We start from the raw sequence: 24,979 nt of genomic DNA on the forward strand, positions 1-24,979 counted from the left end.
TGGTCGTAGGCCAAGCCACCGCGCGCAATCTGCGATTTCGGAACCCAGGCTTCTGGATTTCCGAAGGCTTGGCTACGATGCGCCATGCTTTTCGACCTGACCGACCTGCGCCTTTTTGTCGCCACCGCCGAGCTCGGCAACCTCACGCGGGCGGCCGAGCGGCAGCACCTGTCGCTTGCGGCGGCCAGCGCGCGCATCAAGGCGCTGGAAACGCAGGCGGGCCTGCAACTGCTGCAGCGCGAAGCGCGCGGCGTGCGCCTGCTGCCGCCGGGCGAAGCCTTTCTTCACCACGCGCGCCTCGTGCTCAACCAGACCGAACAACTGCGCGACGACCTGCTCGAGTACGGCGGCGGCCTGCGCGGCCATCTGCGCGTGTTCGCCAACACCACCGCGGTGACCGATTTCCTGCCCGAAATCCTGCCGGGCTTCCTCGCGCAGAACCCGCGCATCAACGTCGACCTTCAGGAAAAACCGAATGCTCAGATCCCACGCGGCGTGCTCGACGGCCGCGCCGACATCGGCATCGTCGCCGGCCGCGTCGACACGCTCGGGCTGGAGGCGATCCACTTCAGCACCGACCGGCTGGTGCTGGTCACCTCCCGCAAGCACCGCTTCGCCAAGCGCCGGAAGATTTCATTCGCCGAGACGCTCGATGAAGACGCCATCGGCATGCAGCAAGGCAGCACGCTGCAGACCTTTCTCGCGCAGATCACCGACAACCTCGGCAAGCGGCAGAAGCTGCGCATCCAGTTGAGCAGCTTCGATGCGATGTGCCGAATGATCGGCAGCGGCGTGGGCATCGGCGTGGTGCCTGAGTCGGCGGCGCGGCGCAACCAGGAGAGCATGCAGCTCGCGCTGATCGATCTCAGCGATGCGTGGTGTGTGCGGGAGCGGTATCTGTTGGTGCGCAGCCGGGCGGCATTGCCGGTGTATGCGCAGGCGCTGGTCGATACGCTGTGCCGGCATTACGCGGCGGGCGAAACGGCTTCGGCGGGCGTCTGAAAAAGCCTTTTTCTTGTGGTATTGCGCCAACTTGCAGGCGGCATCTCAGGCCTGCGATCTCATCCCCATTTTCTGTGCACAACTTTGGGGACAACTCATGTGGAGCCTTGTAAAACGAATTTAACTCATTGATTTACAAAGAGATTCCACACTTTGCTTAAAAATCAGGCGGTGAACAAGATGCGCCGCCGTCGCCCCATTCAGCGCTGCATGGCACTCACTTCGGGGTGTCGAGCTTGTCCTGCGTGCGGGTTTCGAAATCGGCGGCGTCGTGGCGCTCTTGCAATTGGCTCTCGGGCTGGCCCCAGGCGCGGTTGACCATGCGGCCGCGCTGCGCGGCGGGGCGCTGCGCGATTTCATCGCTCCAGCGCCGCACGTTCTTGTATTCGCTCACCTGCAGGAATTCGCCCGATTCGTAGAGCTGCCCCTTGGCGAGCGCGCCGTACCAGGGCCAGACGGCGATGTCGGCAATCGTGTAGTCGTCGCCGGCGAGGTAGCGGCTCTCGGCCAGCCGGCGGTCGAGCACGTCGAGCTGGCGTTTCACCTCCATCGCGAAGCGGTCGATGGCGTATTCGATCTTCGTCGGCGCGTAGGCATAGAAGTGCCCGAAGCCGCCGCCCAGGTACGGCGCGCTGCCCATCTGCCAGAAGAGCCACGACAGGCATTCGGCGCGCGCCGCCGGCTCGGTCGGAAAGAACGCGTTGCCGAACTTCTCGGCCAAGTACTGCAGGATCGCGCCCGACTCGAACACCCGGATCGGCGTGGCGCCGCTGCGGTCCATGAGCGCGGGGATCTTGGAATTGGGATTCACCGCCACGAAGCCGCTGCTGAACTGGTCGCCCTCGCTGATGCGGATCAGCCAGGCGTCGTACTCGGCGCCCGTGTGGCCCAGCGCCAGCAGTTCTTCGAGCATCACCGTCACTTTCACGCCATTGGGCGTCGCCAGCGAATAGAGTTGCAGCGGGTGCTTGCCCACCGGCAGGTCTTTCTCGTGGGTCGCGCCTGCGATGGGGCGGTTGATGTTCGCGAAGCGGCCGCCGCTTTCCTTGTTCCAGGACCAGACGGTGGGCGGCGTGTAGGCGGTCGTGCCATTCATGCGATGAGTTCCGAAAGTTGGACAGACGATGATCATTCTCTATGACTGCGCCACGGCGCCGAGCCCGCGCCGCGCGCGCATCCTGCTGGCCGAGAAGGGCATTGCCCACGAGACGGTGCAGGTCGATCTGGTTCGTGGTGAGCAATTGGGCGAGGCCTACCGCGCGATCAATCCGCAGTGCACGGTGCCGGCACTGCGCACCGAGGAAGACGGCCTGCTGACCGACAACGCCGCCATTGCGGCCTGGCTCGAAGCGCAGTACCCCGAACCACCGTTGATGGGCCGCACGGCCGCCGAAAAAGCGGAGATCGCGAGCTGGAACTGGCGCATCGAATTCGAGGGTTTGCTGGCGATCGCCGAGACGATGCGCAACGGCTCGCCGGCGCTGGCCGGCCGGGCGCTGCCGGGTCCGGTGAACTATGCGCAGATTCCGGAACTGGCACAGCGCGGGCTGGCGCGCGTGCAGCATTTCTTCCAGACGCTGAACGACCGGCTGGCCGGCCGCGAGTTCGTCGCCACCGACCGCTTCAGCCTGGCCGACATCACCGCCGTGGTGGCAGTGGATTTCGCGCGCATCGTGCGGGTCAAGCCCGGGGAACAGCACCCCGAGATCGTGCGCTGGCGCGCTGCGATGGCCGAGCGGCCGTCGATGTCGCGCTGAGCGACGACGACGGCGCGCTTGGCGATCAACGTTCGATAGTCAGCGCGACGCCCATGCCGCCGCCGATGCACAGCGAAGCAATGCCCTTCTTCGCGTTCTGGCGCTGCATTTCGTGCAGCAGCGTCACCAGGATGCGGCAGCCGGACGCGCCGATCGGGTGACCGATGGCAATCGCGCCGCCGTTCACGTTGACCTTGTTCACGTCCCACCCCATTTCCTTGTTCACCGCGCAGGCCTGCGCAGCGAAGGCTTCGTTGATCTCGAGCAGGTCGAGATCGGCCGCCTTCCAGCCGGCGCGCTGCAGCGCCTTGGTCGATGCGGGCACCGGGCCCATGCCCATGATGGCGGGGTCGAGACCGGCGGTGGCGTAGCTGGCGATGCGGCCGAGCGGCTTCAAGCCGAGCGCAGCGGCCTTCTTGGCCGTCATCACCATCACGGCGGCGGCGCCGTCGTTCAGGCCCGAGGCATTGCCCGCGGTCACGCCGCCGGCCTTGTCGAAGGCGGGGCGCAAACCGGCCAAACCTTCGGCGCTGGTCTTGCGGTTGATGAATTCGTCCTGGCTGAAGACGACCGGATCGCCCTTCTTCTGCGGAATGCTCACGCCGACGATTTCGTCCTTGAACTTGCCGGCATCCTGTGCGGCGGCGGCCTTGGTCTGGCTGGCGAGCGCGAGTTCATCTTGCGCGGCGCGGTCGATGCCGTACTTCTTGGCGACGTTCTCGGCGGTGATGCCCATGTGGTACTGGTTGTAGACGTCCCACAGGCCGTCCACGATCATGGTGTCGACCAGCTTCCAGTCGCCCATGCGCTGGCCGTTGCGCGAGTTGGGCAGCACGTGCGGCGCGGCGCTCATGTTTTCCTGGCCGCCGGCGATCACGATCTCGCTGTCGCCCGTGGCCACGGCCTGCGCCGCGAGCATCACGGCCTTCAGGCCCGAGCCGCAAACGGCGTTGATGGTGAGCGCCGGGGTTTCCTTGGCGCCGCCGCTCTTGAGCCATGCCTGGCGCGCAGGGTTCTGGCCGGCACCGGCCGCCAGCACCTGACCCATGATGGCCTCGCCGACCTGCTCGGCCGTGAGGTTGGCGCGCGCAATCACTTCCTTGATGACCAGGGCACCCAGCTCGGTGGCTGCAATGCCGGCGAGCGAGCCGCCGAACTTGCCGACCGGCGTGCGTACGGCCGAAACGATGACGATGTCTTCCATGAGGTTCTCCGTTGAAGTGATTTGAAATCGGGGGTGTGGTTGTTCGGTCGGGATCAGGCTCTTGCCTTCACATAGCGCCCTGGCGCCGGTTCGATGGCCTTGTAGGCCTTGCCGTTGCCATAGACCTTGGGTGCGGGAATCTGCTTGCCCGCGTGGCCCTTGAGCCATTGTGCCCAGTCGGTCCACCAGCTGCCCGGGTGCTCCGTCGCTCCCGTGAGCCATTCAGCTTGCGTCTTCGGGAACTTGCCGTCCTCGCGAATCCAGTGGCTGCGCTTCTTCTTCGCGGGCGGGTTGATCACGCCGGCAATGTGGCCGGAGGCGCCCATCACGAAGCGCTTCTTGCCCGGCAGCAATTGAGTCGATGCATACGCGCCGCCGATCGGCACGATGTGGTCTTCGCGCGAGCCGTAGATGTAGGCCGGAATGTCGATCTTGCCCAGGTCGATCTTCTGGCCGCACACCGTGAGCGCATTCGGCTTGGCGAGCTTGTTCTCGTGGTACGTGTTGCGCAGATACCAGGCGTAGAACGGGCCCGGCAGGTTGGTGGCGTCGCTGTTCCAGTAGAGCAAATCGAAGGGCGGCGGCGTCTCGCCCTTGAGGTAGTTGCCGACCACGTAATTCCACACGAGGTCGTTCGGGCGCAGGAAGCTGAAGGTGGAAGCCAGGTCGCCGCCCGGCAGCAGGCCGCCCTTGCCCAACTGCATTTCGCGGTACGCGACCATCGGCTCGTCCACGAAGATATCGAGGATGCCGGTGTCGCTGAAGTCGAGGAACGTGGTGAGCAGCGTGACCGAGGCGGCGGGCTTTTCGCCGCGCCCCGCGAGCACGGCCAGCGCGGTGCTGAGGATGGTGCCTCCGACGCAGAAGCCCAGCGTGTTGATCTGCTTGCTGCCGCTGATGTCCTGCACCGTGTGGATCGCCTGGATCGCGGCGTTCTCGATGTAGTCGTCCCAGGTGGCCTTGGCGAGCGATTCGTCGGGGTTGCGCCAGCTCACCACGAACACCCGGTGGCCCTGCTCGTTCGCATAGCGGATCAGCGAGTTCTCGGGCTGCAGGTCGAGGATGTAGAACTTGTTGATGCAAGGCGGCACCAGCAAAAAGGGCCGCTCGTACACCTTGGCGGTGAGTGGCTTGTATTCGAGCAACTGGAAGAACTCGTTCTCGAAGACCACCGCGCCCTCGGTGGTGGCGACGTTGCGCCCCACTTCGAAGGCGCTCTCGTCGGTCATGCTCATGTGCCCCTGCTTCACGTCGTTGAGCAGGTTCTGGATGCCCTTGGCGATGCTCTCGCCCTGCGAGTCGATGGCCTTCTTCTGGGCCTCGGCGTTGAAGGCGAGCGAGTTGCTGGGCGACGAAGCCGCCATCCATTGCTCGACTGCGAAGCGCAGGCGCGCCTTGGTCTTTTCGTCGGCGTCGATGGCCTCGGCCATGTTCAGCATGGTGCGGCCATTGAGCAGGTACACGGCGGCAGAGAAGGCGGCGAGCGGGTTGCTGCCCCAGGCATCGGAGGCGAAGCGCTTGTCGCCCTCGGGCTTGGCCTGGAAGCCCTGGCTCCAGAGCGCCGTGGCTTCCGCCACGTACTGCTGCTGGATGGACTGGAGCTTCTGGGGGTCGATGGCGATCTTCGGGAGATCGGGCATCTTTGCGCCCCCCGGCATCTGCGGCATCTGCGGCATTTGCCAAAGGGGACTGCCGCCGACATCGAAGGCCGAGGCCCCCTTCGCGGCGGACTGCTGGAACGATGCCAGTGCCTGGGTCCAGCCCTCGGAAAGTGCCTTCTGGAAGGGCGCGAATGCATCCGCCCCCGTCGCTTGTTGCTTCATCATGTCTCCTGGTCCTCGCCTGAGTCGAATCCGGATGGGTGCGTGTTTTGAGTATCCTGCATTCGCACGGCACGGACAACGCCGCTCTTTTCTCTTACCGACTGAAACTTCTCGTGTTCATTCATCTGATCGTGATCGGCTGGCTTTACGTCGTCGTGATGATGTCGGTGGCCGAAGCCACCAACACCACAGGCACCGTGCTGGGCGCCATCTTCACATTTCTTTTGTACGGATTGGCGCCGGTGGCACTGGTGGTTTACCTGATGGGGGCGCCGGGGCGGCGGCGCGCGATCAAGCAGCGCGAGGCCGAAGCACAGGAAGAAGCACGCCGCGCCGCAGCAGAGGCCGCAACGAAGGAAGACTCAAGCCTTCCAGACCAGCGCGGCAAAGCGCCCGCTGACGCCGTCCCGCCGGTGCGAAAAGAACCGTGACGGGTTGCTGACGGTGCACCAAGCATCGCCGCCGTCATTGCCGTACACCGCATCGACACCGGCCGCGCGCAACCGCTGACGCGCCAAGGCCGGCAGGTCCGCCAGCCATTTGCCGGGCGCGCCCGCAGGCTTGAAGCAGCTCGCCGCTTCCGGCGCATGGGCCTCGAACGCAGCCTTGACTTCCTCGCCGACCTCGAAGGCTTTCGGGCCGATGCACGGGCCGAGCCATGCGATGACCCTGCTGTCGCCGCGCGCCGGACCCGCCTGCGGCTCGGGCGCAAAGCATCGGGCCGCCTCCTCGAGCACGCCGCCGGCAAGGCCACGCCAACCTGCGTGCGCAGCGGCAACCCGCTGGCCCGACTCGTCGGTGAAAAGCACGGGCAAACAGTCCGCCACGATGATGGTGCAGGCCAGCCCGACCTCCGTGGCCGTACAGGCATCGGCCACCGTGGCGTCGCCGCGCACGGGTTCCGATTCGGCATCGAGCGTCACGACGCCGGTGCCGTGCACCTGCTGCAGAAAAACCGGCCGCGCGGCGATGGCTTGCCCGAGCCGGTGGCGGTTCTCGGCCACATCGGCGATCAGGTCGCCCACGTGATCGCCGAGGTTCAGGCTCTCGTAGCGGCCGTGCGAAACGCCACCCTCGCGCGTGGTGCACACGGCCCGCACGTTCGACGGTGCGGGCCAGTCCGGCACGAGCCAGCGCGGATCGATGACGGCGGCGTTCAACCTCAGGCTTCCGCGTCGGGTGCTTGCGAAGGCTGCGCGCGCTGGAAGGCTTCCAGTTGCATGCAGGCGTCGAAGGCGGCCATGCTGCGCGGCAGGCCGCTGAAGTCGCAGTCGAAACGACGGCCGTTGAAGATCTGCGGCACGAGGCAGCAATCGGCCAGCGTCGGCGTGTTGCCATAGCAGAAGGTGCCGCCCGGATGCAGCGCGAGCTGGCGCTCGAAAGCCTCCATCCCGTCGCGCACCCAGTGGCGGTACCAGGCGTTCTTGGCCTCGTCGTCGAGCTTCAGGTCTTTCACGAGGTACTTGAGTACGCGCAGGTTGTTGAGCGGATGGATCTCGCAGGCGATGGACTGCGCCAGCGCCCGCACATGGGCGCGGCCCACCGGGTCGCTCGGCAGCAGCGGCGGCTCGGGGTGCGTCTCGTCCAGGTATTCGATGATGGCCATCGATTGCGAAAAGCGCTCGCCCTCGTCTTCGAGCAGCGGCACAAGCTTGTCGGCCGAGAGGGCGGCGTAGGGGCCGGTGCGGTGTTCGCCGCGCGCGATGTGCACGGGAACGTACTCATAGTCGAGGCCCTTCAGGCTGAGGGCGATGCGCACGCGGAACGAGGAGGAGGAGCGGAAATAGTTATGCAGCTTCATGATTTTCCAAGGATAGCGCCCGCTAGGAGCGCGGGGTAGCCGGCAGCACGCAGCGGAAATCGTGCAGCACGGCCTCCGGCGATGTCGCGGCCTTCCATTCGTCGAGGATGCGGCGGGCGCCGGCCTCCTCGCGCGAGGCGATGCCAAGGCGCCACGGCCCGAGCGTGCCGGGCGCCTCGTCGGCGCCGTGGTTGTGCCGGCCCTCGCCGAAGGGCCGGCCTTCGGAGCAGGCGCGGCAGAGCATCTCCATGCTGTCGGTCCAGTTCTCGGCGAAGCCGTCCGCGGCCTTGAAGCGCTGCACCAGCGCCTCGATGTCCTCCGCGGCCGCGCCCTCCACCGAGACCTCGTAGGTCGAATGCGCCGACGGCGCGATCACTTCGAGCGCATCGAACACCGCCACCTCGCGCTCGCCGCGCAGCCGGTAGCCGTTGGGCGCGCCGTCGTGCAGCACGAGGTCGCCATAGCGATGGCCGCACGCGGGCGTGGGCACGTTGCGCAGGATGGCGCGCGCCGGGTCGATGCGGTCGGCCCACACCACCTCGGTGCCCTCGTCGCCGTGCACGCGGATCGGCGTGAGCCCGACGAAATAGTCGACCGGCCCTTCGCCCTCCGGAATATCGATGCCGTACTGCCGCCACGCACGCCGCGCCGTCGTCCAGTCGCCGAGCGCGGTGGCGGCGATGCCCAGGTTCCACAGCGCGCCCTCGTCGCCCGGCTCGCACTGCACGGCGCGGGCATTGGCCTGCAGCGAAGCGGCCCATTCGCCGCGGTACTTGTGGATGAGGCCGGCGTTGTACCAGGGCACCGACCAGCCGGGATGGATGGCGCTGGCCTGGGCGTAGGCCTCGAGGGCGCCGTCCTGGTCGCCCTCGTCGTCGCGTCGGCGGCCGAGTTCGTTGAGCGCCGTGGCTTTGCCGGCTTTGCCGATTCGGATGGGCATGGTGTGGCGGGAAAAATCGAAGAAAGAGCGTGACGAAAACGCAGGGCGCCTATTGTGAAGCGCCCGAAAATCCCCGGTCCGGCGCTGCGGCAACCCTGCGCCGCCTCTGGCACACTGCCGGTCTCCCCTCTCCGTTCCGCTGAAAAAGGACACCTCGCAATGGCTTCCGAGTTTGTTTTCGCCCCGCCCGCCACCGTTTCGGTTCCCGTGGCCGGACAGCCCGCCCGCTTTCCGGTGCACCGCATCTACTGCGTGGGCCGCAACTACGAAGATCACGCCAAGGAAATGGGTTTCACCGGCCGCGAACCGCCCTTCTTCTTCATGAAGCCCACAGACGCGCTGGTGGTGGTCGACGAAGGCCAGACCGGCACCATGGCCTACCCCTCGCTCACCAAGAACCTGCACCACGAGATCGAACTCGTCGTGGCCATCGGCACGGGCGGCAAGAACATCAAGGCCGCCGATGCGCACAAGCACATCTACGGCTACGCAGTCGGCCTCGACATGACGCGCCGCGACCTGCAGGGCGAGATGAAAAAGCAGGGCCGTCCCTGGGACATCGGCAAGGGCTTCGAGCAGAGCGCGCCCATCGGCCCGATCGTGCCGGTGGCCGCCGCCGGCGATGCCGAGAACGCAGAAATCTCGCTGCAGGTGAACGGCGTGGACCGCCAACGCAGCACCGTGAGCAAGCTGATCTGGAACGTGGCAGAAACCATCGAGCACCTCTCGGCAGCCTGGGAGCTGCAGCCCGGCGACCTGATCTACAGCGGCACGCCCGAAGGCGTCGCGGCCGTGGTCTCGGGCGACACGCTCGTGGGCAAGGTCGCCGGCCTGCCGACGCTCACCGTCAAGATCGCCTGAAGACGGCAGCACCGCCCATGCTCCTGCGCGTCCCCATCAAGCACTGCAAGAACTGCGGTACCGCGGTGGTCTACCGCATCCCGGACGACGGCGACACCAAGCCGCGCGCCGTCTGCCCGGCCTGCCACACGATCCACTACGAGAACCCGCTGAACGTGGTGGGCACCATCCCGGTCCTGGGCGACAAGGTGCTGCTGTGCAAGCGCAACATCGAGCCGCGCTGGGGCAAGTGGACGCTGCCGGCGGGCTTCATGGAACTCGAGGAATCGACCGCTCAGGGCGCCGCCCGCGAAACCGACGAAGAGGCCGGTGCGAACTTCGAGATGCAGGGCCTGTTCGCGGTGATCAGCGTCGTGCGCGTGGGCCAGGTGCACCTGTTCTACCGCGCCCGGCTGCTGGACGACAAGTTCGATCCGGGCCACGAAACCATCGAGGCGAAGCTCTTCACCGAGGAAGAGATTCCCTGGGACGAGATCGCCTTTCGCACCGTGCGCGAGGCGCTGGAACATTTCTTCGAAGACCGCCGCCGCGGCAGCTTCGACCGCGTGCACGAACTCAGCATCGTTTGACCCGAACCTCATGAACAAGCAACTTCGCGCCGTCCTCTTCTGCGGCGCCAGCCTCGGCTTTGCACTGGCGGCCTCGGCGGCCAAGGCGGAAACGGTGGGCGAAGTCGACACCGCCTTCAAGCTCATCGGCCCCGACCACAAGATCGTGATCGAGGCCTACGACGACCCGAAGGTGAACGGCGTGACCTGTTATGTCTCGCGCTCGAAGACCGGCGGCATTGCCGGCGCGTTCGGCGTGGCCGAGGACAAGGCCGAGGCCTCCATCGCCTGCCGCCAGGTCGGGCCGGTGAACATCACGCAGCCGCTGCCCAAGCGCGAAGAGGTGTACAGCGAGCGGCTTTCGGTGCTCTTCAAGCGCCTGCGCGTGGTGCGCATGGTCGATGCCAAGCGCAACACGCTGGTCTACCTCACCTACTCCGACTTGCTGATCGACGGCTCGCCGAAGAACAGCGTGACCGCGGTGCCCATCGACCGCGGCACGCCGATTCCGCTGAAGTAACGACAGCCATAGCCCTTCGTGCGTTCCGCCCTTCCGGGCGGTGCGTACGAGTTTGCTAGCATCGCCCGCGTGGCGCGCCCCGGCGTGCCAGAACGCAGGAACCCTCCGCAACGAACCCGTTCCAACAGCGCCATGCAAATCCAGACTCTTCTTTTCCGCACCGGTGTCGCAACACTGATGGCCGCAGCCCTTGCCGCCTGCGACACCGTCCCCCTGACGCCGGCACGGCCCGCCCAGACCGTCACGCCGCCCCCGGCGAAACAGGCGCTCTTCATCCGTCCCGCGAGCGGCACGACCATCGCCCGCTTCGACGGCGTGCGCAACAAGGGGCTGGACATCGCCGGCAATCTCGGCGACCCCATCGTCGCCTCGGCCGACGGACGCGTGGTGTACGTGGGCAGCGAACTGCGCTCCTACGGCAACATGGTCATCGTCAAGCACAACGAGACCTTCCTCACCGCCTACGCCCATGCGCAGACCATCCTCGTGAAGGAAAACGCGGTCGTGCGCCAGGGCGAGAAGATCGCCGAAATGGGCCGCGACAACGATCGCGTGAAGCTGCACTTCGAGATCCGCAAGAACGGCACCGCCGTCGACCCCGAGCCGTACCTCAACGGGCGGCTGCAGCAGTAGCCGCCGGGCTTCGCTGGCTAGAGCAGGCTCTCGGGCACCAGCGGTGCCAGCAGCTCCAGTTTCCAGCGCGCCCAGAAATGCGTTTCGGGCTCCGTGTGCAGGATGGTGTCGGCCGCGTCGCCCGACGCCGGGCTCACCCATTCGATGCCGCCCCGGGGCCCGAGCTGCAACTGGTAAGCGCCATCGAGCCGGATGAACCCGATCAGGCTGGTGAGCTGCTGCGCGATCTGCGGGCTGAAGATGAAGATGCCGATCTCGGTGTTGTGCAGCTCGGAGCGCGGATCGAAATTCATCGAGCCGATGAACACCGTCTTGCGGTCGATCACCGCCGACTTGCCATGCAGCCGGCCGCTGGCCGAGCCGTACATGCCGAAGCGCCTGGTCTCCTCCACCCGCTTGGGGCTGAGCTCGTAGAGCTCCACGCCCAGCCGCAGCATCTGGGCGCGGTAGCGGCGGTAGCCGATGTGCACCAGCGATTCGTCCGTGGCGGCCAGCGAGTTGGTCACGATGCTGTAGCTCACGCCGTTGCCGCGGATGATGCGGATCGACTCCATGCCGCCGCGCCCGGGAATCAGGTAGGGCGTGGTCTGCATGATCTCGCTCTGCGCGCCGCGCAGATACCGCCGCACGTTGAAGAGCACGCTCTCGCTCGCCTCGTCGGCCGGCAGGCCGCGCCCTTCCGGCGTGGGCGCGAGGGCCTTGGCCGGCGGATCGGCATACGCCTCGGCGCGCGCCCACACCAGCTTCAGCGTGCCCGCGTCCAGGTCCTTGGCCAGCGGGTTGTTGCCCAACAGGTCGGTGGAGCCGGGCTCCTCGGGGTGCAGCGTCTCGGGTCCGCTGGTGAGCCGGTCGAAAAGCGCGCGCAGTTCCTTCGGCGATCCGCTGCCCTTGGCCACCAGCGATTCGATCGGGTACACGTAGGGGCTGTTCCAGTACATGTCGAACAGCGACGACAGCCGGTGCACCACCGCGCCGGCCACCAGCGTGTCGATGTCGATGAAGTTCGAGCCGCCGTCGCGCAGGAAATACTCGTTGGCGATGTTGCGCCCGCCCATGACCGCCATCGTGTCGTCCACCACGTACAGCTTGTTGTGCATGCGGCGGTGCACCCGGTCGAAGTCGAACAGCGATGCGGCCCAGCGCGTGCCGAGGCGGTCGCGGCCCGCGGGGAACGGATTGAAGAGGCGCACCTCGACGTTCGGGTGCGAGGCAAAGCTGGTGAAGAGCGGGTCGGCGCCCGCGGTGTAGAGGTCGTCCACCAGAAGGCGCACCCGCACGCCGCGGTCTGCAGCGTCGCGCAGGGCGCGCAGCAGGTAGCGGCCGGTCTCGTCGTTCTGCACGAGGTAGTACTGCACGTCGATGGAGCGCTGGGCGCGGCGCGCGAGCTCGATGCGCGCATGCAGCGAGAACTGCGGCATCGGCAGCAGGCGGAATCCACTCAGCGGCTCGCCGGGCGGCGCAGCCGATTTCACGAGGCGTCCGAGCAGGGTGTCCGCGCCGTCGGCGATGGCCATCGAGGGCTTGCGCTGCACGTCGGCGGGCAGGCCCGCGCAACCGGCCATGCAGAGCGCAGCGACGCAGGCGAGTAGCCAGGCGAACCACGGGGCACACGGTTTTTCAGCCCGATCAGGGCGACCAGGGTTAGGAGGCATGGAAGCGAGAGAGGAGTGGCAAGCGCACGAAGCGCAACGGCGGACATCCGCGGCTCGCGGTTTCTACCATGAGCGCGGGCCGCCGCGCTCGCCGCTCAGGCGCTGCCGGGAACGGTGGTGGAGCCCGAGATGTCGGGGCCCGGGCTGCGTTGCGGCATCCATTGCCGGACGAAGTGCTCAGCGCGGGCGGTCGCACGACGCACCGCCGCGTCCGACGACAGCTGGCGGGTGATCACCAGTGCGCACCGCGCAATGCCCTGGTGGCTCAATTCCGCAAACCCGGCATAGGTGCCGTGGGGCGTGAGCGCGAGCGCGAACCAGCAGCTCCAGCCTTCCGGCACGCGAATGTCGAGACGAACGATGTCCATGTTCATCACCATAAGCGTTTGTCCGGATGCTTCAATAAGTGAATTCCTTAGACCTACTTCACTCGTTCATGTGAGGCGGATATGCGGATTTATGAGTACATCGGTTGCGCACCGCCGCAGGGCGAACAAGCCGATCCGCCCGCGTAGACCCGCGGCGGCGGTCGAGCGTTGAGCATGCAACGGCGCGGATGCAGGCTCCTTCGACCCTACGTGCGCGCAGGACGACAGGCTACATTCACCCCGGGGCAGACCTTTCACACTGCGCAGACAGACGGCAATCACAGAACAGGCCACTCATCATGAAAAAACTCGCTCTCCTGGCCTTCCTCGGCCTCATGACCTCCGTTCCCGCCATGGCCCAGGGCGACTACGTTTATGAAAACGACCGCCGCTACTGCGCCAGCGGCCGTTCGGGCATGGACTTCAACTCCTGCATGTGGCGCCTTCGGAACGACCGCGAACGGGAAGATCGCCGCGACTACGAGCGGCGTGAATACGAACAGCGCCGCGAATACGAGCGCCGCCAGCGCTGGCAGGAACCCGCACCGGTCTACGTGCCCGAATACCAGCGCCAACCCCAGTACCAGCAGGAACGCCCGAAGCTCAGCGACATGCAGGAACGCGCGCTCAACAACTGCAACCTGCTCGCCCCGCGCGACCAGCCGCGCTGCCGTGCGACGGTGATGTCGACGGTTCGCTAGGCGTTTCGCACCGGCCCCGAGCGGGCCGGCTTTCCGCATGACGCTCGATTTGTTCGACGATCCACCCCGTGAAGCGCGCGAAGCGATCGGTCCCGGCGCCTTCGTCCTCCCTGGTTTCGCCCTGCCCTTTGCCGACGAATTGCTCTCGGCGGTCGAGGCCATCTCGCAAGACGCGCCCTTCCGCCATCTCGTCACCCCCGGCGGCTTCACCATGTCGGTCGCCCTCACCAACTGCGGCGCGCTCGGCTGGACCAGCGACCGCCGCGGCTACCGCTACAGCCCCACCGACCCCGACACCGGCAAGTCGTGGCCAGCCATGCCCGCGTCGTTCGCGCGCCTCGCCCGCGAGGCCGCATCGGTCGCCGGCTTCGACGGCTTCGCGCCCGATGCCTGCCTGGTCAACCGCTACGCACCCGGCGCGCGGCTCTCGCTGCACCAGGACAAGGACGAGCACGACTACGGCGCGCCCATCGTCTCCGTATCGCTCGGCATGCCGGCGGTGTTCCTGTTCGGCGGCCGCGCGCGCGGCGACAAGGCCGTGCGCATTCCGCTCCAGCACGGCGATGTCGTGGTCTGGGGCGGCGAAGACCGGCTGCGCTACCACGGCGTGCTGCCGCTGAAGGACCAGCCGCGTCCGGCGCTGGGCAGCGTTCGCATCAACCTCACATTCCGCAAGGCCGGCTGACCACGCATGCAGAAGACGACCGAGACGAACGACCCCGGCAACGCGATCCGCGCGCTCTATGCCGCGCTGTGGCACTTCGCGGCCGGCGCACGCGGGCAGTTGCTCGGCGCCACCGCCTTGCTGGCTTCCTCGCAACTGATCCGCCTCACGCTGCCCTACCTCGCCGGCCAGGCCATCAACGCGCTGCAGCGCAGCGACTTCAGCGGCGCAGGCCGCTGGATCGGCACGCTGGCCGCGGTGTATGTCGGCGCCTGGGCGCTGCACGGGCCGGGCCGAATCCTGGAACGCAACGTCGGACTGAAGGTGCGGGAGCGCCTCGCCGATGAGCTGTATGCGCGCATCGCCGCCGCGCCGCTCGCCTGGCACGACGGCCACCATTCGGGCGAGCTGCAGCACCGCGTGCACCAGGCCAGCCGGGCGCTCGCTGACTTCGCGCAGAACCAGTTCATCTGGCTCACCAACGCGGTCAACTTCGTCGGGCCGCTGGTGGCGCTGGCGCTGCTGTCGCGCACCAGCGGCGCGACCGCCCTTGTGGGCTATGTGCTGATCGGCCTCGTGATCGTGCGCATCGACCGCGCGCTGATGAAGCTCGCGCGCGCCGAGAACGATGCCGACCGGCGCTACGTGTCGGCGCTGCTCGACTTCCTGGGCAACGCATCGACGGTGATCGGCCTGCGGCTGCAAGGTGCGTCGCGCCTGTTGCTGCGCCGTCGCATGGCGGCGATTTCGCTGCCGCTCAAGCGCACCGTGGTACTGAACGAGGGCAAATGGTTCGCGGTCGATTTGATGGGGCTCGCGCTGACCTGGGGGCTGGTCGTCATCTACGTGTGGCAGGCGCGCACGCCGGGGCAGGCGGTGATGCTGGGCGCGGTGTTCATGATCTACCAGTACGCGCAGCAGGCAGCAGGCGTGGTGACTTCGGTGGCGGCCAACTTCAGTTTCTTCGCGCGCATGCACACCGACTACTCGAGCGCCGAGCCGATCTGGCAGGCGCCCTCGGGCGACGTGCTCGCCACCGCGCCGGAACAAGTGCCCGAGCGCGAGCGCATCGATGCCGGTGCGACATGGGCGCAACTCGGCGTCGAGGCGCTCCAATGGAAGTACGCGTCGCGCGGCGAGCCCGTCGCGGATGCGGCCGAGCCGCCACGCAGCGGCCTGCACGACGTCGCCCTCACCCTGCGCCGCGGCCAGCGCGTGGCTCTTGTCGGCCCGAGCGGCGGCGGCAAGAGCACGCTGCTGCGCGTGCTCGCCGGGCTCTATGCACCGAATGCCGGCACGCTCACTCTCGACGGTCAGCCGGTCGATTGGCCACAACTGCGCCGGCTCGCCACGCTGATCCCGCAGGAGACCGAACTCTTCGAAGCCAGCGTGCGCGAGAACCTCGCCTTCGGCCAGCCGGCGGACGATGCGCGCCTGCTCGCCGCGCTGCACACCAGCACCTTCGACGAAGTGCTCAAGGCCAACCAAGGCAACCTCGACACGGCCGTGTCCGAGCGAGGCTTCAACCTCTCGGGCGGGCAGCGCCAGCGCCTCTGCCTCGCGCGCGGCGTGCTCGCGGCCGAAGGCAGCTCGCTGTTGCTGCTCGACGAGCCGACCAGCGCGCTCGACGCCAACACCGAAGCGCGCGTGCTCGAACGCATCGCCGCTGCATTCCCCAACGCCTGCGTGATCGCGTCGATCCATCGGCTGAGCCTGCTCGAGCGCTTCGACACCGTGCTGCTGATGGAGGCCGGCCGCGTGCTCGACCACGGGCCGCGCGACGAAGTGCTGGCGCGCCAGCCGCTGCTGCAGCGCATGACGGCGCCCGCCTGAAGGCTCAGGGCAAGTTCTCTCTGAAGATCACTTGGCTGCGCGTCGTCTCCACGCCGCTCAGCGCCTCGCGCTTGTCGCGCAGGTTGGTGAAGATGCGCACGCAACTCATGAGCGTGGTGTGCGGGCTCTGCGTGATGACTGCGTCCATGCTGCCGTCGATCAGCAGCGCACGCGTGTCGGGCGTGAGGCCGTGGCCGATGAAGACCACCTTCTGCTCCCGTCCCGCTTCCTTCAGCGCCCGCGCCACGCCATCTGACGCTCCGCCGATGTTGTAGATGCCGCCCATGTCCGGGTATTGCTCCAGCAGCGCGCGGGTCTGGCGGTAGTTCTTGCCTGCGTCGTCCTGCCCTTCGCGCAGGCCCACGACTTCGAGCTTCGGGAACATCTCGTCGATGACGTGCAGGAAGCCCGCCTCGCGCTCTTCGTGCGCCTTGTAGCTGAGGCTGCCCGCGATGAGCGCGGCCTTCGCGGCGCGCGCGCCGATGAAGCGGCCGATGAGATAGCCGGCCGTGCGCCCGGCCGCGCGGTTGTCCAGCCCCACGAACGCGGCGCGCTCGGAGTTCGACAGGTCCGAGATCAGCGTGACCACCGGCAACCCGCGCGCCGCCAGCGCGGCCACCGCCTCGCGCACCGCCGGATGCTCCAGCGCCATCATCGCGATGCCATCGCAGCGCTGGCCGTGCTTGCGCAACGCGTTCGCCAGCTCATGCGGATTGAAGCTCTCGATGAACACCGTGCGGCACTGCACATTGAACGGCGCCCAGTGCTCCTGCGAGTAACCCACCATGTCGCCCAGCATGCGGATGAAGCGGTTGGTGCCCGCCGGCAGCAGGAACACGAGCCTGAGCGGCGGCGGCGTCAGCGCCGCATAGAGCTCGGGCCCCGGCAGGTAGTCGAGCTCGCCCGCGGCCTTGAGCACGCGCTGCACCGTGGCGTCGCGCACGCCGGGCCGGCGGTTGAGCACGCGATCGACGGTGGCGGTCGACACCTGCGCCGCGCGTGCGATGTCGACCACGCGCGCGCGCCGTGCATCGGAAGGAGGAGGTGAAGGGTTATCCCGCATACATCAAAAACCATCAGGATCGAGTTTGACCCGGATGATGCATCCTTTTATCTTCGCTGTGGCCCAAATCCACTGATGCATCAGATTGCATCAACCGCATTCCGAAGATCCTGGAGACAAAAGACATGACATCGCTGACCCGCCTGAACCGCAGAGGTGCGCTGCGCACCCTTTCCGCCCTCCCCGCCGCCGGCATCGTGTCGGCCGTGCCGCGCATCGCGCGCGCCGCGGAGTTCTCGTACAAGTACGGCAACAACCTGCCGCTCAGCCACCCGCTGAACATCCGTGCGCAAGAGGCGGCCGACCGCATCGCCAAGGAAACCAAGGGCCGGGTCGAGATCAAGATCTTCCCGAACAACCAGCTCGGCGGCGACACCGACATGCTCGCGCAGGTGCGCTCGGGCGGCATCGAGTTCTTCACGCCCTCGGCACTCGTCATCGCCACGCTGGTGCCGGTGGCCGCCATCAACGCGGTGGGCTTCGCATTCAACGACTACGGCCAGGTGTGGGCCGCGATGGACGGCAAGGTCGGCGCCCATGTGCGCGGCGCCATCGCCAAGTCGCGCCTCTACGCCTTCGAGAAGATGTGGGACAACGGCTTTCGCCAGACCACCAGCAGCAAGGCCGCCGTCGCGAACGCAAAGGACATGGACGGCCTGAAGATCCGCGTGCCGGTGAGCCCGCTGTCGATCTCGATGTTCAAGGGCCTGGGCGCCGCGCCCGCGAGCCTGCAGTTCAGCGAGGTGTATTCCGCGCTGCAGACGAAGATCGTCGATGCGCAAGAAAATCCGCTGCCGATCATCCAGGTCGCCAAGCTCTTCGAGGTGCAGAAGTTCTGCTCGCTCACCAACCACATCTGGGACGGCTACTGGTTCATCGCCAACGGCCGCGCATGGGACGCCCTGCCCGACGACCTGAAGACCATCGTCGCGCGCGCCATCAACGACGCCGGCATGCAGCAACGCGAAGACATCAAGAAGCTCAACGAATCGGTGGTCGGCGACCTGCAGGCCAAGGGCCTCACCATCAACCGCCCCACGGCCGACAGCTTCCGCGCGAAGCTGCGCGAATCGGGCTTCTACGGCGAGTGGAAGGGCCGCTTCGGCCCCGAGGCCTGGGCGCTGCTCGAAGGCACCGTCGGCAAGCTGGCCTGAGCGGGCTCATGGTGCATGAATCCACTTTCGAGGCGGCCCCGTTCGTGGGTGCCGGGCCTTCGGCCAATGCGCTGAGCGGCATCGCCGGGCGCGCCGACCGCGTGATCGGCGGCGCCGTCGAGGCGGTGGCCGCGCTGCTGGTGCTGGCCGAGATCTGCGTGCTGTTCGCGGGCGTGGTGTCGCGCTACGTGTTCCATGCGCCGCTGGTTTGGTCGGACGAGCTCGCGTCGATCCTCTTTCTCTGGCTCTCGATGCTGGGCGCGGTCGTGGCGCTGCGGCGCGGCGAGCACATGCGCATGACGGCGCTGCTGCAGAAGGTGACGCCTTCGACGCGCGCCATGCTCGATGCTTTCGCCATCGCGGCGTCCATCGCGTTCCTGGTGCTCATCATCTGGCCCTCGATCGACTACGCGCATGAGGAGTCGTTCATCGTCACGCCCGCGCTGGAGATCAGCAACGCCTGGCGCGCGGCCGCCATTCCGGCTGGCATCGGCATCATGCTGGTGATGGCGCTGCTGCGGCTGGTGCGCGTGTGCACCGGCCGGCAGATCGCCGTCTCGGTGCTCGGCATGGCAGCGCTGGTCGCCGCCTTCTGGCTCGCCGCGCCGCTGTTCGCGACGCTCGGCAAGTTCAACCTCGTGATCTTCTTCGTGGTCGTGGTGGCTGCCACCGTGCTCTCTGGTGTGCCCATCGCGTTCTCGTTCGCGCTGGCCACCTTCGGGTATCTGGCGCTCACCACGCGAACGCCGCTGCTGGTGATGGTGGGGCGGCTCGATGAAGGCATGTCGCACCTCATCCTGCTCGCGGTGCCGCTCTTCATCTTCCTGGGCGCGCTGATCGAGATGACGGGCATGGCGCGCGCCATGATCCAGTTCCTCGCGAGCCTCTTGGGTCATGTGCGCGGCGGTCTCTCGTATGTGCTGATCGGCGCGATGTACCTGGTGTCGGGCATTTCGGGCTCCAAGATCGCCGACATGGCGGCCATTGCGCCCGTGCTGTTCCCCGAGATGGTCAAGCGCGGCGCCAAGCCCGGCGACCTCGTGGCGCTGCTCTCGGCCACTGGGGCGCAGACCGAGACCATTCCGCCGTCGATCGTGCTCATCACCATCGGCTCGGTCACGGGCATCTCGATTGCCGCGCTGTTCACGGGCGGGCTGCTGCCGGCCGTGGTGCTCGGCGTGGCGCTGTGCGTGGTCGTGTGGTGGCGCTACCGCCGCGAAGACCTCAGCGGCGTGCAGCGCTACAGCAAGGGCGAGATCGGCAAGCTGCTGATGGTCGCGCTGCCCGCGGTGCTGCTGCCCTTCGTGATCCGCGCCGCGGTGGTCGAGGGCGTGGCCACGGCCACCGAGGTGTCGACCATCGGCATCGTGTATTCGGCGCTGGTCGGGCTCTTCGTGTACCGGCAGTTCGACTGGAAGCGCCTGAAGCCGATGCTGATCGACACCGCCTCGCTCTCCGGCGCAATCATCTTCATCGTCGGCTGCGCCACGGCCATGGCCTGGGGCCTCACGCAGTCGGGCTTCTCGCAGGACCTGGCCCGCATCATGGGCGCGCTGCCGGGCGGCGCGTACGGGTTCCTGGCCGTGTCGATCGTCGCGTTCATCGTGCTGGGCAGCGTGCTCGAAGGCATTCCGGCCATCGTGCTGTTCGGACCGCTGCTGTTCCCCATCGCCAAGGCCGCGGGCGTGCACGAGGTGCACTACGCGATGGTCGTGATCTTCTCGATGGGCATCGGCCTCTTCGCACCGCCCTTCGGCGTCGGCTACTACGGCGCCTGCGCCGTGAGCAAGGTCAACCCCGACGAGGGCATCCGCCACATCTGGGGCTACCTCGCCGCGATGCTGGTGGGCCTCATCGTCGTGGCCGCCTTCCCGTGGTTCTCGACCGGCTTCCTCAAGTTCTGATCACAACAACACACTCACATCACCGGAGCCAATTGCAATGAGTCGATTCCTCGGCGAGATCCGCCAGCTGGGCTATGTCGTGCACGACATCGAAGCCGCCATGGACTACTGGAGCACCAAGCTGGGCGTAGGCCCGTGGTTCTACAACCCCAAGGTGCCGATCAAGAACTACCGCTACAACGGCGAGGCGCACGAGCCGCACAACTCGGTGGCGCTCGCGAACTCGGGCTACGTGCAGGTCGAGCTGATCCAGACGCGCAACGACGTGCCCTCGATGTACCGCGACTTCCTGCGGGCCGGCCGCACCGGCCTGCAGCACGTCGCCTACTGGACCGCCGACTACGACGCCGACCTCGCGCGCCTCACCGCGCAGGGCTTCAAGCCTGTGATGAGCGGCGAAGTGGGCGAGCGCGGCCGCTTCATCTACTTCGATACCGAGTACCACCCGGGCACGGTGATCGAACTCTCCGAAGTGGCGGGGCCCAAGGGCAAGATGTTCGACCTGATCCGCAGCGCCTCCGAAGGCTGGGACGGCAGCGAACCCGTGCGCCCCTTTCCCGACCTGAGCAAGCTGTGACGATGGCGGCCGAACGCATCCGCGCGCGCTACCTGATCGAGACGCCGGTGGACCCGGCGGCCGTGGCCGAGGTGATGGCCGGCGAGCAGTCGTGCGGCACCTTCACGCGGGTCGAAGGCGAGACCGATGCGCTGCGCGAACGTGCGCGGGCGACGGTCGAGGCGATCACCGAGCTGGAACCTGCGCCATCGCCGAGCCTGCCGAACGCGCTGCTCGAACGCAAGGGAACGCGCGGGCCTTGGCGGCGTGCGCACGTCGACATCTCGTTTCCCGTGGCGAACATCGGCGCCAACCTGCCGACGCTTGCTGCGACGGTGTCGGGCAACCTGTACGACCTCGGCGAAGTGACGGGCCTGCGACTCGAATCGCTGCACGTGCCTGCCGCCTACCGCGCGCAATTCGAGATGCCTCGCATTGGCATCGCGGGCACGCGTCGCGCCACGGGCGTGGCGAGCGGCGCGCTGGTCGGCACGATCATCAAGCCGAACGTGGGCCTCTCGGCGGCGGAGACCGCCACGCTGGTCGCAAGGCTCTGCGCCGCGGGCGTCGATTTCATCAAGGACGACGAGGTCTGCGCTGATCCCGCGCATGCCCCGCTGGCAGAACGCGTGCCGGCCGTGATGGCGGTCGTGCGCGCCCACCAGGAGCGCACCGGCAAGCATGTGATGGTGGCCTTCAACATCACAGACGAGACGGATGCGATGAAGCGGCATGCCGATCTCGTGGAGCGCGAAGGCGGCTCCTGCGTGATGGCCAGCCTCAACTGGTGCGGCCACTCGGGCATCCAGACGCTGCGGCGCCACACGGGCTTGGCGCTGCACGGCCACCGCAACGGCTATGGCGCGCTGTCGCGGCATCCGCTGCTGGGCATCTCGTTCCAGGCGTACCAGACGCTCTGGCGCCTCGCGGGGGTGGACCACATGCACGTGCACGGCCTGCAGGGCAAGTTCTCGCAGCCCGACAGCGAAGTCATCGAGTCGGCGCGCGACTGCTTCACGCCGCTCACCGATGCGGCGGACGACCGCGTGATGCCCGCGTTCTCCTCGGGCCAGTGGGCCGGCACGGTGCCCGCCACCTGGGCCGCCATCGGCAGCGACGACCTGCTCTTCATGGCCGGCGGCGGCATCCTCGCGCACCCCGACGGCGCGGAGGCCGGCGTGACCAGCATCCGCCAGGCCTGGTCGGCCGCGCGCGCGGGCACGGCGCTGCAGGACGCCGCGAAGCACGCGTCCGAACTTGCGCGCGCCCTCGCCTTCTTCGGCAAGCCATGACGCCGGCCCCGGCCGTCGTCTACTACGGCGACGATTTCACCGGCGCGACCGACACGCTCGGAACCGCGGCCCGCGCGGGCTTGCGCGCGCTGCTGTTCCTCGAGACGCCCGATGCCGCGCGCATCGAACGCGCCGGACCGCTCGACGTGCTGGGCATCGCGGGCGCGGCGCGCGCCATGACACCGGAAGCGATGCAAGCCGAGCTGGCGCCCGTCGCCGCGCTGTTCCGCTCGCTCGGCGCGCGCGTGCTGCACTACAAGACCTGCTCGACCTTCGACAGCGCGCCGCACATCGGCTCCATTGGCGCCGCAGTGCGCGCATTGCGCGGCGCGGTCGAGCAACCCTGGACAGCCATCGTCGGCGGGCAGCCGAATCTCGGGCGCCATTGCCTCTTCGGCCATCTGTTTGCCGCAGCGGGCGCCGGTGGCGAGGTGTTTCGCATCGACCGCCATCCGACGATGAGCCGGCACCCGGTCACGCCGATGCACGAGTCGGACCTGCGGCTGCACCTCGCCGGGCAAGGCCTGGCCGACGTGCGCTCCATTCCTTTCACGGCGGCATCGAGTGGCAGCCACGCGCTCCGCGAGGCACTGCAACGAACTCTGCACCCGCCTTCACCCGCCAAGCCGCCCGAGGCCGTGCTGTTCGACGTGACCGACGCGGCGCAACTGGCAGCTATCGGCGAGGTACTGTGGGCGCAAGCCCGACGCGACACATTGCTGGCCGTGGGACCGAGCAGCGTGGTCGATGCGCTGGCCACGGCGTTCGGCCCGCGCGCCGATGCGCAAACCGCCGCCGCCGTGACACCGGCGACGGGCCCCGTGCTCGTTCTTGCAGGCAGCCTCTCTCCCGTCACCGCGCGCCAAGTCGCGGCGGCGCAGTCGTTCGACATCGTGTGGCTCGACGCGCCGCGACTCGCCCAACGCGATGCGCCGACCTTGCAGCGCCACGCCCGCGACATCGCGCAGGCGCTCGCCCGTGGCCGGCACGTGCTGGCTTGCACCCGCCCGCCCGAGCAGGCATCGCCCTCGCCGGACATCGATGCCCAAGCCCTCGCACGCGCCGGTGGAGATTTGCTGGTTCAAGTGCTGGCGCACGTACCGCTGCGGCGCGTGGGTGTGGCCGGTGGCGACACCTCGAGCCACGGCGTCCAGGCGCTCGATGCCTGGGGCCTCTCCTACGTGGCCGACATGGGTGCGGGCGCCTCGCTGTGCCGCGTGCACAGCGACGACACGCGGCTCGATGGCATGGAGATCATGCTCAAAGGTGGACAGATGGGCACCGACGACGTGTTCGAGCGGCTGGTGCACGGCGCGGGCTGAGCCACCGCGCGGCAACGCGCGCGGCGGCCATCGCCGGTGTTCAGAACTGTCCCTGCCCGTCGCCCGAGCGGTCATGGACCCAGCGCATCGCCTGCTGCTCCGCATGGCGCAGCGCTTCGGCCTCGGTGGCGTAGGCGATCTCGTCGGTGTCGTTGGGCAACTCGATCTCTTCTTCCTTGTCACCCTTTCGTATGCGGCAGCGCACGACGGGCCTGTAGGTCTGGCTCTCGTCCTGCCGCTCGGCGCGGCAGAGAAAGAACCAGCCGCGGTAGGTGAACGTGGCCACGCGTTCTTCGTAGGGTGTCGGTGTTGCTTGCATGAGGGGGCGTGCCTTTCGTTTGCGGTTGGCTTCAATCTGCGACGCATGCAGGCGGCACCGTGTGAGAACCGGCCCACGCTGCGCGTCGGCAAGATGCACCTAATCGACCCGGCGCAGCGGGTTAGGGTGGCTTAGCCCCCTTTGATCACCATCCTCCGATCACCATCGATTCCCTCACCATGGAAATGCTTTCTCTCGTTCAATGGCCTGCTTTCGCCGCATCGGTCGCAGCCGCCTGGCTGGTGGCTTCGAACTCGAAGACGCGGCGCAACGCCGGCTTCTGGGTCTTCCTGCTCAGCAATGTGCTCTGGACGGTCTGGGGCGTGCACACGAGCGCCTGGGCGCTCATTGCGCTGCAGGTGTGCCTGGCCGCGCTCAATATCCGCGGTCTCTTCAAGACCGAAGACAAGGCGGACGGCCAGTGATGCAGGGGCCGGTGCGCCCCGGCCTCCTTGTCCTCTTGCATCGCCCTGCATGCGCATGCGGAAAAATCCTACGCACCGGCGCGGGTGCGCTCTGCAACCTGAGGTTTTCCACCAACCACATGGAGCCCCACGATGCCCACCACCAAGCGCGCCGAACCCGATGCATGCAGCCTTCTGGACACGGACCACAAGAACGTCAAGAAGATGTTCACTGCCTACGAGGAACTGGCGAACTCCAAGGCCGCCAGCGCGGCCGACAAGAAGCGCGAGCTGGCCAGCCAGATCTGCGCGGAACTGACGGTCCACACGCAGATCGAGGAAGAAATCTTCTACCCCGCCGTGCGCGAAGCGATCAAGGAGACCGACCTGCTCGATGAAGCCGAGGTCGAACACGCGAGCGCCAAGGACCTGATCGCGCAGATCCAGGAAGCCACCGAGATCGACGACATGTTCGATGCCAAGGTGAAGGTCCTGGGCGAGTACATCGACCATCACGTGAAGGAAGAGCGCAACGAGATGTTCCCCAAGGCGCGCGCCGCCCGCGGCCTCGACCTCGTGGCCATGCGCGAGCAACTCATGGCGCGCAAGGAAGAGCTGATGGGCGAACTGATGGGCGAGCCGGCGTAAGACGCTCCGC

At 67.4% G+C, this 24,979-nt stretch carries 27 protein-coding genes; 17 read left to right on the forward strand and 10 right to left on the reverse strand.

The window, feature by feature from the left end; all coding sequences use genetic code 11:
- The first annotated feature begins 84 nt into the window (after positions 1–84).
- The gene (locus tag VARPA_RS19280; RefSeq protein WP_013542268.1) at positions 85–1,002 is read left to right on the forward strand and encodes a LysR family transcriptional regulator; all 918 of its coding nucleotides are present in this window, start codon (positions 85–87) and stop codon (positions 1,000–1,002) included.
- Positions 1,003–1,219: 217 nt separating this feature from the next.
- Here the strand turns inward: VARPA_RS19280 and yghU are convergent, their stop codons facing one another.
- Positions 1,220–2,098 carry a glutathione-dependent disulfide-bond oxidoreductase gene (gene yghU / locus VARPA_RS19285; protein ID WP_013542269.1) on the reverse strand — a complete coding sequence of 293 codons (879 nt, stop codon included), beginning with the start codon at positions 2,096–2,098 and terminating at the stop codon, positions 1,220–1,222.
- A gap of 28 nt (positions 2,099–2,126) precedes the next feature.
- Here yghU and VARPA_RS19290 point away from each other — a divergent pair, with 28 nt between their 5' ends.
- On the forward strand, positions 2,127–2,759 hold the full coding sequence (locus VARPA_RS19290) for a glutathione S-transferase family protein (protein WP_013542270.1): 633 nt from the start codon (positions 2,127–2,129) through the stop codon (positions 2,757–2,759).
- 25 nt (positions 2,760–2,784) lie between these two features.
- Here VARPA_RS19290 and VARPA_RS19295 read toward each other — a convergent pair whose 3' ends face one another.
- Together VARPA_RS19295 and phaC are read right to left on the reverse strand one after the other, a co-directional pair.
- Positions 2,785–3,963, reverse strand: a complete 1,179-nt coding sequence (locus VARPA_RS19295; RefSeq protein ID WP_013542271.1) for an acetyl-CoA C-acetyltransferase — start codon at positions 3,961–3,963, stop codon at positions 2,785–2,787.
- A gap of 53 nt (positions 3,964–4,016) precedes the next feature.
- Entirely contained in the window at positions 4,017–5,786 is a 1,770-nt protein-coding gene (gene phaC / locus VARPA_RS19300; RefSeq protein ID WP_013542272.1) for a class I poly(R)-hydroxyalkanoic acid synthase, read from the reverse strand.
- A 113-nt stretch (positions 5,787–5,899) separates the two neighbouring features.
- Here phaC and VARPA_RS19305 point away from each other — a divergent pair, with 113 nt between their 5' ends.
- On the forward strand, positions 5,900–6,217 hold the full coding sequence (locus tag VARPA_RS19305; RefSeq protein WP_041942961.1) for a hypothetical protein: 318 nt from the start codon (positions 5,900–5,902) through the stop codon (positions 6,215–6,217).
- On the opposite strand, the gene pgeF is transcribed toward VARPA_RS19305, so the two are convergent.
- Genes pgeF through VARPA_RS19320 form a run of 3 tightly spaced genes read right to left on the reverse strand, consistent with a single transcriptional unit; the run spans position 6,149 to position 8,527 of the window.
- Entirely contained in the window at positions 6,149–6,946 is a 798-nt protein-coding gene (pgeF, locus tag VARPA_RS19310) for a peptidoglycan editing factor PgeF (protein ID WP_013542274.1), read from the reverse strand. The genes VARPA_RS19305 and pgeF overlap by 69 nt on opposite strands.
- A 2-nt stretch (positions 6,947–6,948) precedes the next feature.
- Entirely contained in the window at positions 6,949–7,587 is a 639-nt protein-coding gene (gene maiA / locus VARPA_RS19315; protein WP_013542275.1) for a maleylacetoacetate isomerase, read from the reverse strand.
- 22 nt (positions 7,588–7,609) lie between these two features.
- Positions 7,610–8,527 (reverse strand): tetratricopeptide repeat protein, encoded by a 918-nt coding sequence (locus VARPA_RS19320; protein ID WP_013542276.1) that lies wholly within the window; start codon positions 8,525–8,527, stop codon positions 7,610–7,612.
- 159 nt (positions 8,528–8,686) lie between these two features.
- Between VARPA_RS19320 and VARPA_RS19325 the strand changes: the two genes are divergently transcribed.
- The 4 genes from VARPA_RS19325 (at position 8,687) to VARPA_RS19340 (ending at position 11,089) form a co-directional block, all read left to right on the forward strand.
- On the forward strand, positions 8,687–9,388 hold the full coding sequence (locus VARPA_RS19325; protein ID WP_013542277.1) for a fumarylacetoacetate hydrolase family protein: 702 nt from the start codon (positions 8,687–8,689) through the stop codon (positions 9,386–9,388).
- Between the two features lie 17 nt (positions 9,389–9,405).
- Entirely contained in the window at positions 9,406–9,957 is a 552-nt protein-coding gene (locus VARPA_RS19330; RefSeq protein ID WP_013542278.1) for an NUDIX hydrolase, read from the forward strand.
- A 10-nt stretch (positions 9,958–9,967) separates the two neighbouring features.
- Positions 9,968–10,456: a CreA family protein gene (locus tag VARPA_RS19335; RefSeq protein ID WP_013542279.1), complete on the forward strand. Its 489-nt coding sequence runs from the start codon at positions 9,968–9,970 to the stop codon at positions 10,454–10,456.
- Between the two features lie 132 nt (positions 10,457–10,588).
- Positions 10,589–11,089, forward strand: coding sequence for a murein hydrolase activator EnvC family protein (locus VARPA_RS19340; RefSeq protein ID WP_013542280.1), 501 nt, complete (start codon positions 10,589–10,591; stop codon positions 11,087–11,089).
- A 17-nt stretch (positions 11,090–11,106) separates the two neighbouring features.
- Here VARPA_RS19340 and VARPA_RS19345 read toward each other — a convergent pair whose 3' ends face one another.
- Together VARPA_RS19345 and VARPA_RS19350 are read right to left on the reverse strand one after the other, a co-directional pair.
- Positions 11,107–12,651, reverse strand: a complete 1,545-nt coding sequence (locus VARPA_RS19345; protein ID WP_234974786.1) for a phospholipase D family protein — start codon at positions 12,649–12,651, stop codon at positions 11,107–11,109.
- A 185-nt stretch (positions 12,652–12,836) separates the two neighbouring features.
- Positions 12,837–13,109, reverse strand: coding sequence for a hypothetical protein (locus tag VARPA_RS19350; RefSeq protein WP_234974791.1), 273 nt, complete (start codon positions 13,107–13,109; stop codon positions 12,837–12,839).
- A 299-nt stretch (positions 13,110–13,408) separates the two neighbouring features.
- Between VARPA_RS19350 and VARPA_RS19355 the strand changes: the two genes are divergently transcribed.
- From VARPA_RS19355 to VARPA_RS19365, 3 genes are read left to right on the forward strand one after another with little or no spacing between them, the layout of a single operon-like run.
- Positions 13,409–13,810: a hypothetical protein gene (locus tag VARPA_RS19355; protein ID WP_013542283.1), complete on the forward strand. Its 402-nt coding sequence runs from the start codon at positions 13,409–13,411 to the stop codon at positions 13,808–13,810.
- Between the two features lie 37 nt (positions 13,811–13,847).
- Positions 13,848–14,495, forward strand: a complete 648-nt coding sequence (alkB, locus tag VARPA_RS19360) for a DNA oxidative demethylase AlkB (protein WP_013542284.1) — start codon at positions 13,848–13,850, stop codon at positions 14,493–14,495.
- A 6-nt stretch (positions 14,496–14,501) separates the two neighbouring features.
- Positions 14,502–16,307 carry an ABC transporter ATP-binding protein gene (locus tag VARPA_RS19365; protein WP_013542285.1) on the forward strand — a complete coding sequence of 602 codons (1,806 nt, stop codon included), beginning with the start codon at positions 14,502–14,504 and terminating at the stop codon, positions 16,305–16,307.
- Positions 16,308–16,311: 4 nt separating this feature from the next.
- On the opposite strand, the gene VARPA_RS19370 is transcribed toward VARPA_RS19365, so the two are convergent.
- Positions 16,312–17,370: a LacI family DNA-binding transcriptional regulator gene (locus VARPA_RS19370; RefSeq protein ID WP_013542286.1), complete on the reverse strand. Its 1,059-nt coding sequence runs from the start codon at positions 17,368–17,370 to the stop codon at positions 16,312–16,314.
- Positions 17,371–17,495: 125 nt separating this feature from the next.
- On the opposite strand from VARPA_RS19370, the gene VARPA_RS19375 reads away from it, so the two are divergent.
- From VARPA_RS19375 to VARPA_RS19395, 5 genes are read left to right on the forward strand one after another with little or no spacing between them, the layout of a single operon-like run.
- Positions 17,496–18,524 (forward strand): TRAP transporter substrate-binding protein, encoded by a 1,029-nt coding sequence (locus VARPA_RS19375; protein ID WP_013542287.1) that lies wholly within the window; start codon positions 17,496–17,498, stop codon positions 18,522–18,524.
- Positions 18,525–18,532: 8 nt separating this feature from the next.
- Positions 18,533–20,428, forward strand: coding sequence for a TRAP transporter large permease subunit (locus tag VARPA_RS19380; RefSeq protein ID WP_013542288.1), 1,896 nt, complete (start codon positions 18,533–18,535; stop codon positions 20,426–20,428).
- Positions 20,429–20,465: 37 nt separating this feature from the next.
- The gene (locus VARPA_RS19385) at positions 20,466–21,005 is read left to right on the forward strand and encodes a VOC family protein (protein ID WP_013542289.1); all 540 of its coding nucleotides are present in this window, start codon (positions 20,466–20,468) and stop codon (positions 21,003–21,005) included.
- Between the two features lie 2 nt (positions 21,006–21,007).
- The gene (locus tag VARPA_RS19390; protein ID WP_013542290.1) at positions 21,008–22,276 is read left to right on the forward strand and encodes a ribulose-bisphosphate carboxylase large subunit family protein; all 1,269 of its coding nucleotides are present in this window, start codon (positions 21,008–21,010) and stop codon (positions 22,274–22,276) included.
- The gene (locus VARPA_RS19395) at positions 22,273–23,598 is read left to right on the forward strand and encodes a four-carbon acid sugar kinase family protein (RefSeq protein ID WP_013542291.1); all 1,326 of its coding nucleotides are present in this window, start codon (positions 22,273–22,275) and stop codon (positions 23,596–23,598) included. Before VARPA_RS19390 ends, VARPA_RS19395 begins: the two co-directional genes overlap by 4 nt.
- Positions 23,599–23,638: 40 nt before the next feature.
- On the opposite strand, the gene VARPA_RS19400 is transcribed toward VARPA_RS19395, so the two are convergent.
- Entirely contained in the window at positions 23,639–23,917 is a 279-nt protein-coding gene (locus VARPA_RS19400; protein WP_013542292.1) for a hypothetical protein, read from the reverse strand.
- Positions 23,918–24,096: 179 nt separating this feature from the next.
- Here VARPA_RS19400 and VARPA_RS19405 point away from each other — a divergent pair, with 179 nt between their 5' ends.
- Positions 24,097–24,342, forward strand: coding sequence for a hypothetical protein (locus tag VARPA_RS19405; RefSeq protein ID WP_013542293.1), 246 nt, complete (start codon positions 24,097–24,099; stop codon positions 24,340–24,342).
- A gap of 132 nt (positions 24,343–24,474) precedes the next feature.
- A complete protein-coding gene (locus VARPA_RS19410; protein ID WP_013542294.1) occupies positions 24,475–24,969 on the forward strand; it encodes a hemerythrin domain-containing protein in 495 nt (164 codons plus the stop codon).
- Positions 24,970–24,979 lie beyond the last annotated feature (10 nt).

It is taken from the genome of Variovorax paradoxus EPS (genome assembly GCF_000184745.1).
GTDB classification, from domain to species: Bacteria; Pseudomonadota; Gammaproteobacteria; order Burkholderiales; family Burkholderiaceae_C; genus Variovorax; species Variovorax paradoxus_C.

Excerpts from the sequence above, each read along its gene's own strand:
- maiA (WP_013542275.1), bottom strand. The coding sequence starts at position 7,587 with ATGAAGCTGCATAACTATTTCCGCTCCTCCTCCTCGTTCCGCGTGCGC.
- VARPA_RS19290 (WP_013542270.1), top strand. The coding sequence starts at position 2,127 with ATGATCATTCTCTATGACTGCGCCACGGCGCCGAGCCCGCGCCGCGCG.
- phaC (WP_013542272.1), bottom strand. The coding sequence starts at position 5,786 with ATGAAGCAACAAGCGACGGGGGCGGATGCATTCGCGCCCTTCCAGAAG.
- VARPA_RS19365 (WP_013542285.1), top strand. The coding sequence starts at position 14,502 with ATGCAGAAGACGACCGAGACGAACGACCCCGGCAACGCGATCCGCGCG.
- VARPA_RS19330 (WP_013542278.1), top strand. The coding sequence starts at position 9,406 with ATGCTCCTGCGCGTCCCCATCAAGCACTGCAAGAACTGCGGTACCGCG.
- VARPA_RS19375 (WP_013542287.1), top strand. The coding sequence starts at position 17,496 with ATGACATCGCTGACCCGCCTGAACCGCAGAGGTGCGCTGCGCACCCTT.
- VARPA_RS19325 (WP_013542277.1), top strand. The coding sequence starts at position 8,687 with ATGGCTTCCGAGTTTGTTTTCGCCCCGCCCGCCACCGTTTCGGTTCCC.
- VARPA_RS19370 (WP_013542286.1), bottom strand. The coding sequence starts at position 17,370 with ATGCGGGATAACCCTTCACCTCCTCCTTCCGATGCACGGCGCGCGCGC.
- yghU (WP_013542269.1), bottom strand. The coding sequence starts at position 2,098 with ATGAATGGCACGACCGCCTACACGCCGCCCACCGTCTGGTCCTGGAAC.
- VARPA_RS19385 (WP_013542289.1), top strand. The coding sequence starts at position 20,466 with ATGAGTCGATTCCTCGGCGAGATCCGCCAGCTGGGCTATGTCGTGCAC.
- VARPA_RS19345 (WP_234974786.1), bottom strand. The coding sequence starts at position 12,651 with ATGGCCGGTTGCGCGGGCCTGCCCGCCGACGTGCAGCGCAAGCCCTCG.
- VARPA_RS19380 (WP_013542288.1), top strand. The coding sequence starts at position 18,533 with ATGGTGCATGAATCCACTTTCGAGGCGGCCCCGTTCGTGGGTGCCGGG.
- VARPA_RS19400 (WP_013542292.1), bottom strand. The coding sequence starts at position 23,917 with ATGCAAGCAACACCGACACCCTACGAAGAACGCGTGGCCACGTTCACC.
- VARPA_RS19350 (WP_234974791.1), bottom strand. The coding sequence starts at position 13,109 with ATGGACATCGTTCGTCTCGACATTCGCGTGCCGGAAGGCTGGAGCTGC.
- VARPA_RS19405 (WP_013542293.1), top strand. The coding sequence starts at position 24,097 with ATGGAAATGCTTTCTCTCGTTCAATGGCCTGCTTTCGCCGCATCGGTC.
- VARPA_RS19335 (WP_013542279.1), top strand. The coding sequence starts at position 9,968 with ATGAACAAGCAACTTCGCGCCGTCCTCTTCTGCGGCGCCAGCCTCGGC.
- VARPA_RS19295 (WP_013542271.1), bottom strand. The coding sequence starts at position 3,963 with ATGGAAGACATCGTCATCGTTTCGGCCGTACGCACGCCGGTCGGCAAG.
- VARPA_RS19395 (WP_013542291.1), top strand. The coding sequence starts at position 22,273 with ATGACGCCGGCCCCGGCCGTCGTCTACTACGGCGACGATTTCACCGGC.
- VARPA_RS19410 (WP_013542294.1), top strand. The coding sequence starts at position 24,475 with ATGCCCACCACCAAGCGCGCCGAACCCGATGCATGCAGCCTTCTGGAC.
- alkB (WP_013542284.1), top strand. The coding sequence starts at position 13,848 with ATGACGCTCGATTTGTTCGACGATCCACCCCGTGAAGCGCGCGAAGCG.
- VARPA_RS19340 (WP_013542280.1), top strand. The coding sequence starts at position 10,589 with ATGCAAATCCAGACTCTTCTTTTCCGCACCGGTGTCGCAACACTGATG.
- VARPA_RS19280 (WP_013542268.1), top strand. The coding sequence starts at position 85 with ATGCTTTTCGACCTGACCGACCTGCGCCTTTTTGTCGCCACCGCCGAG.
- VARPA_RS19390 (WP_013542290.1), top strand. The coding sequence starts at position 21,008 with ATGGCGGCCGAACGCATCCGCGCGCGCTACCTGATCGAGACGCCGGTG.
- VARPA_RS19320 (WP_013542276.1), bottom strand. The coding sequence starts at position 8,527 with ATGCCCATCCGAATCGGCAAAGCCGGCAAAGCCACGGCGCTCAACGAA.
- VARPA_RS19355 (WP_013542283.1), top strand. The coding sequence starts at position 13,409 with ATGAAAAAACTCGCTCTCCTGGCCTTCCTCGGCCTCATGACCTCCGTT.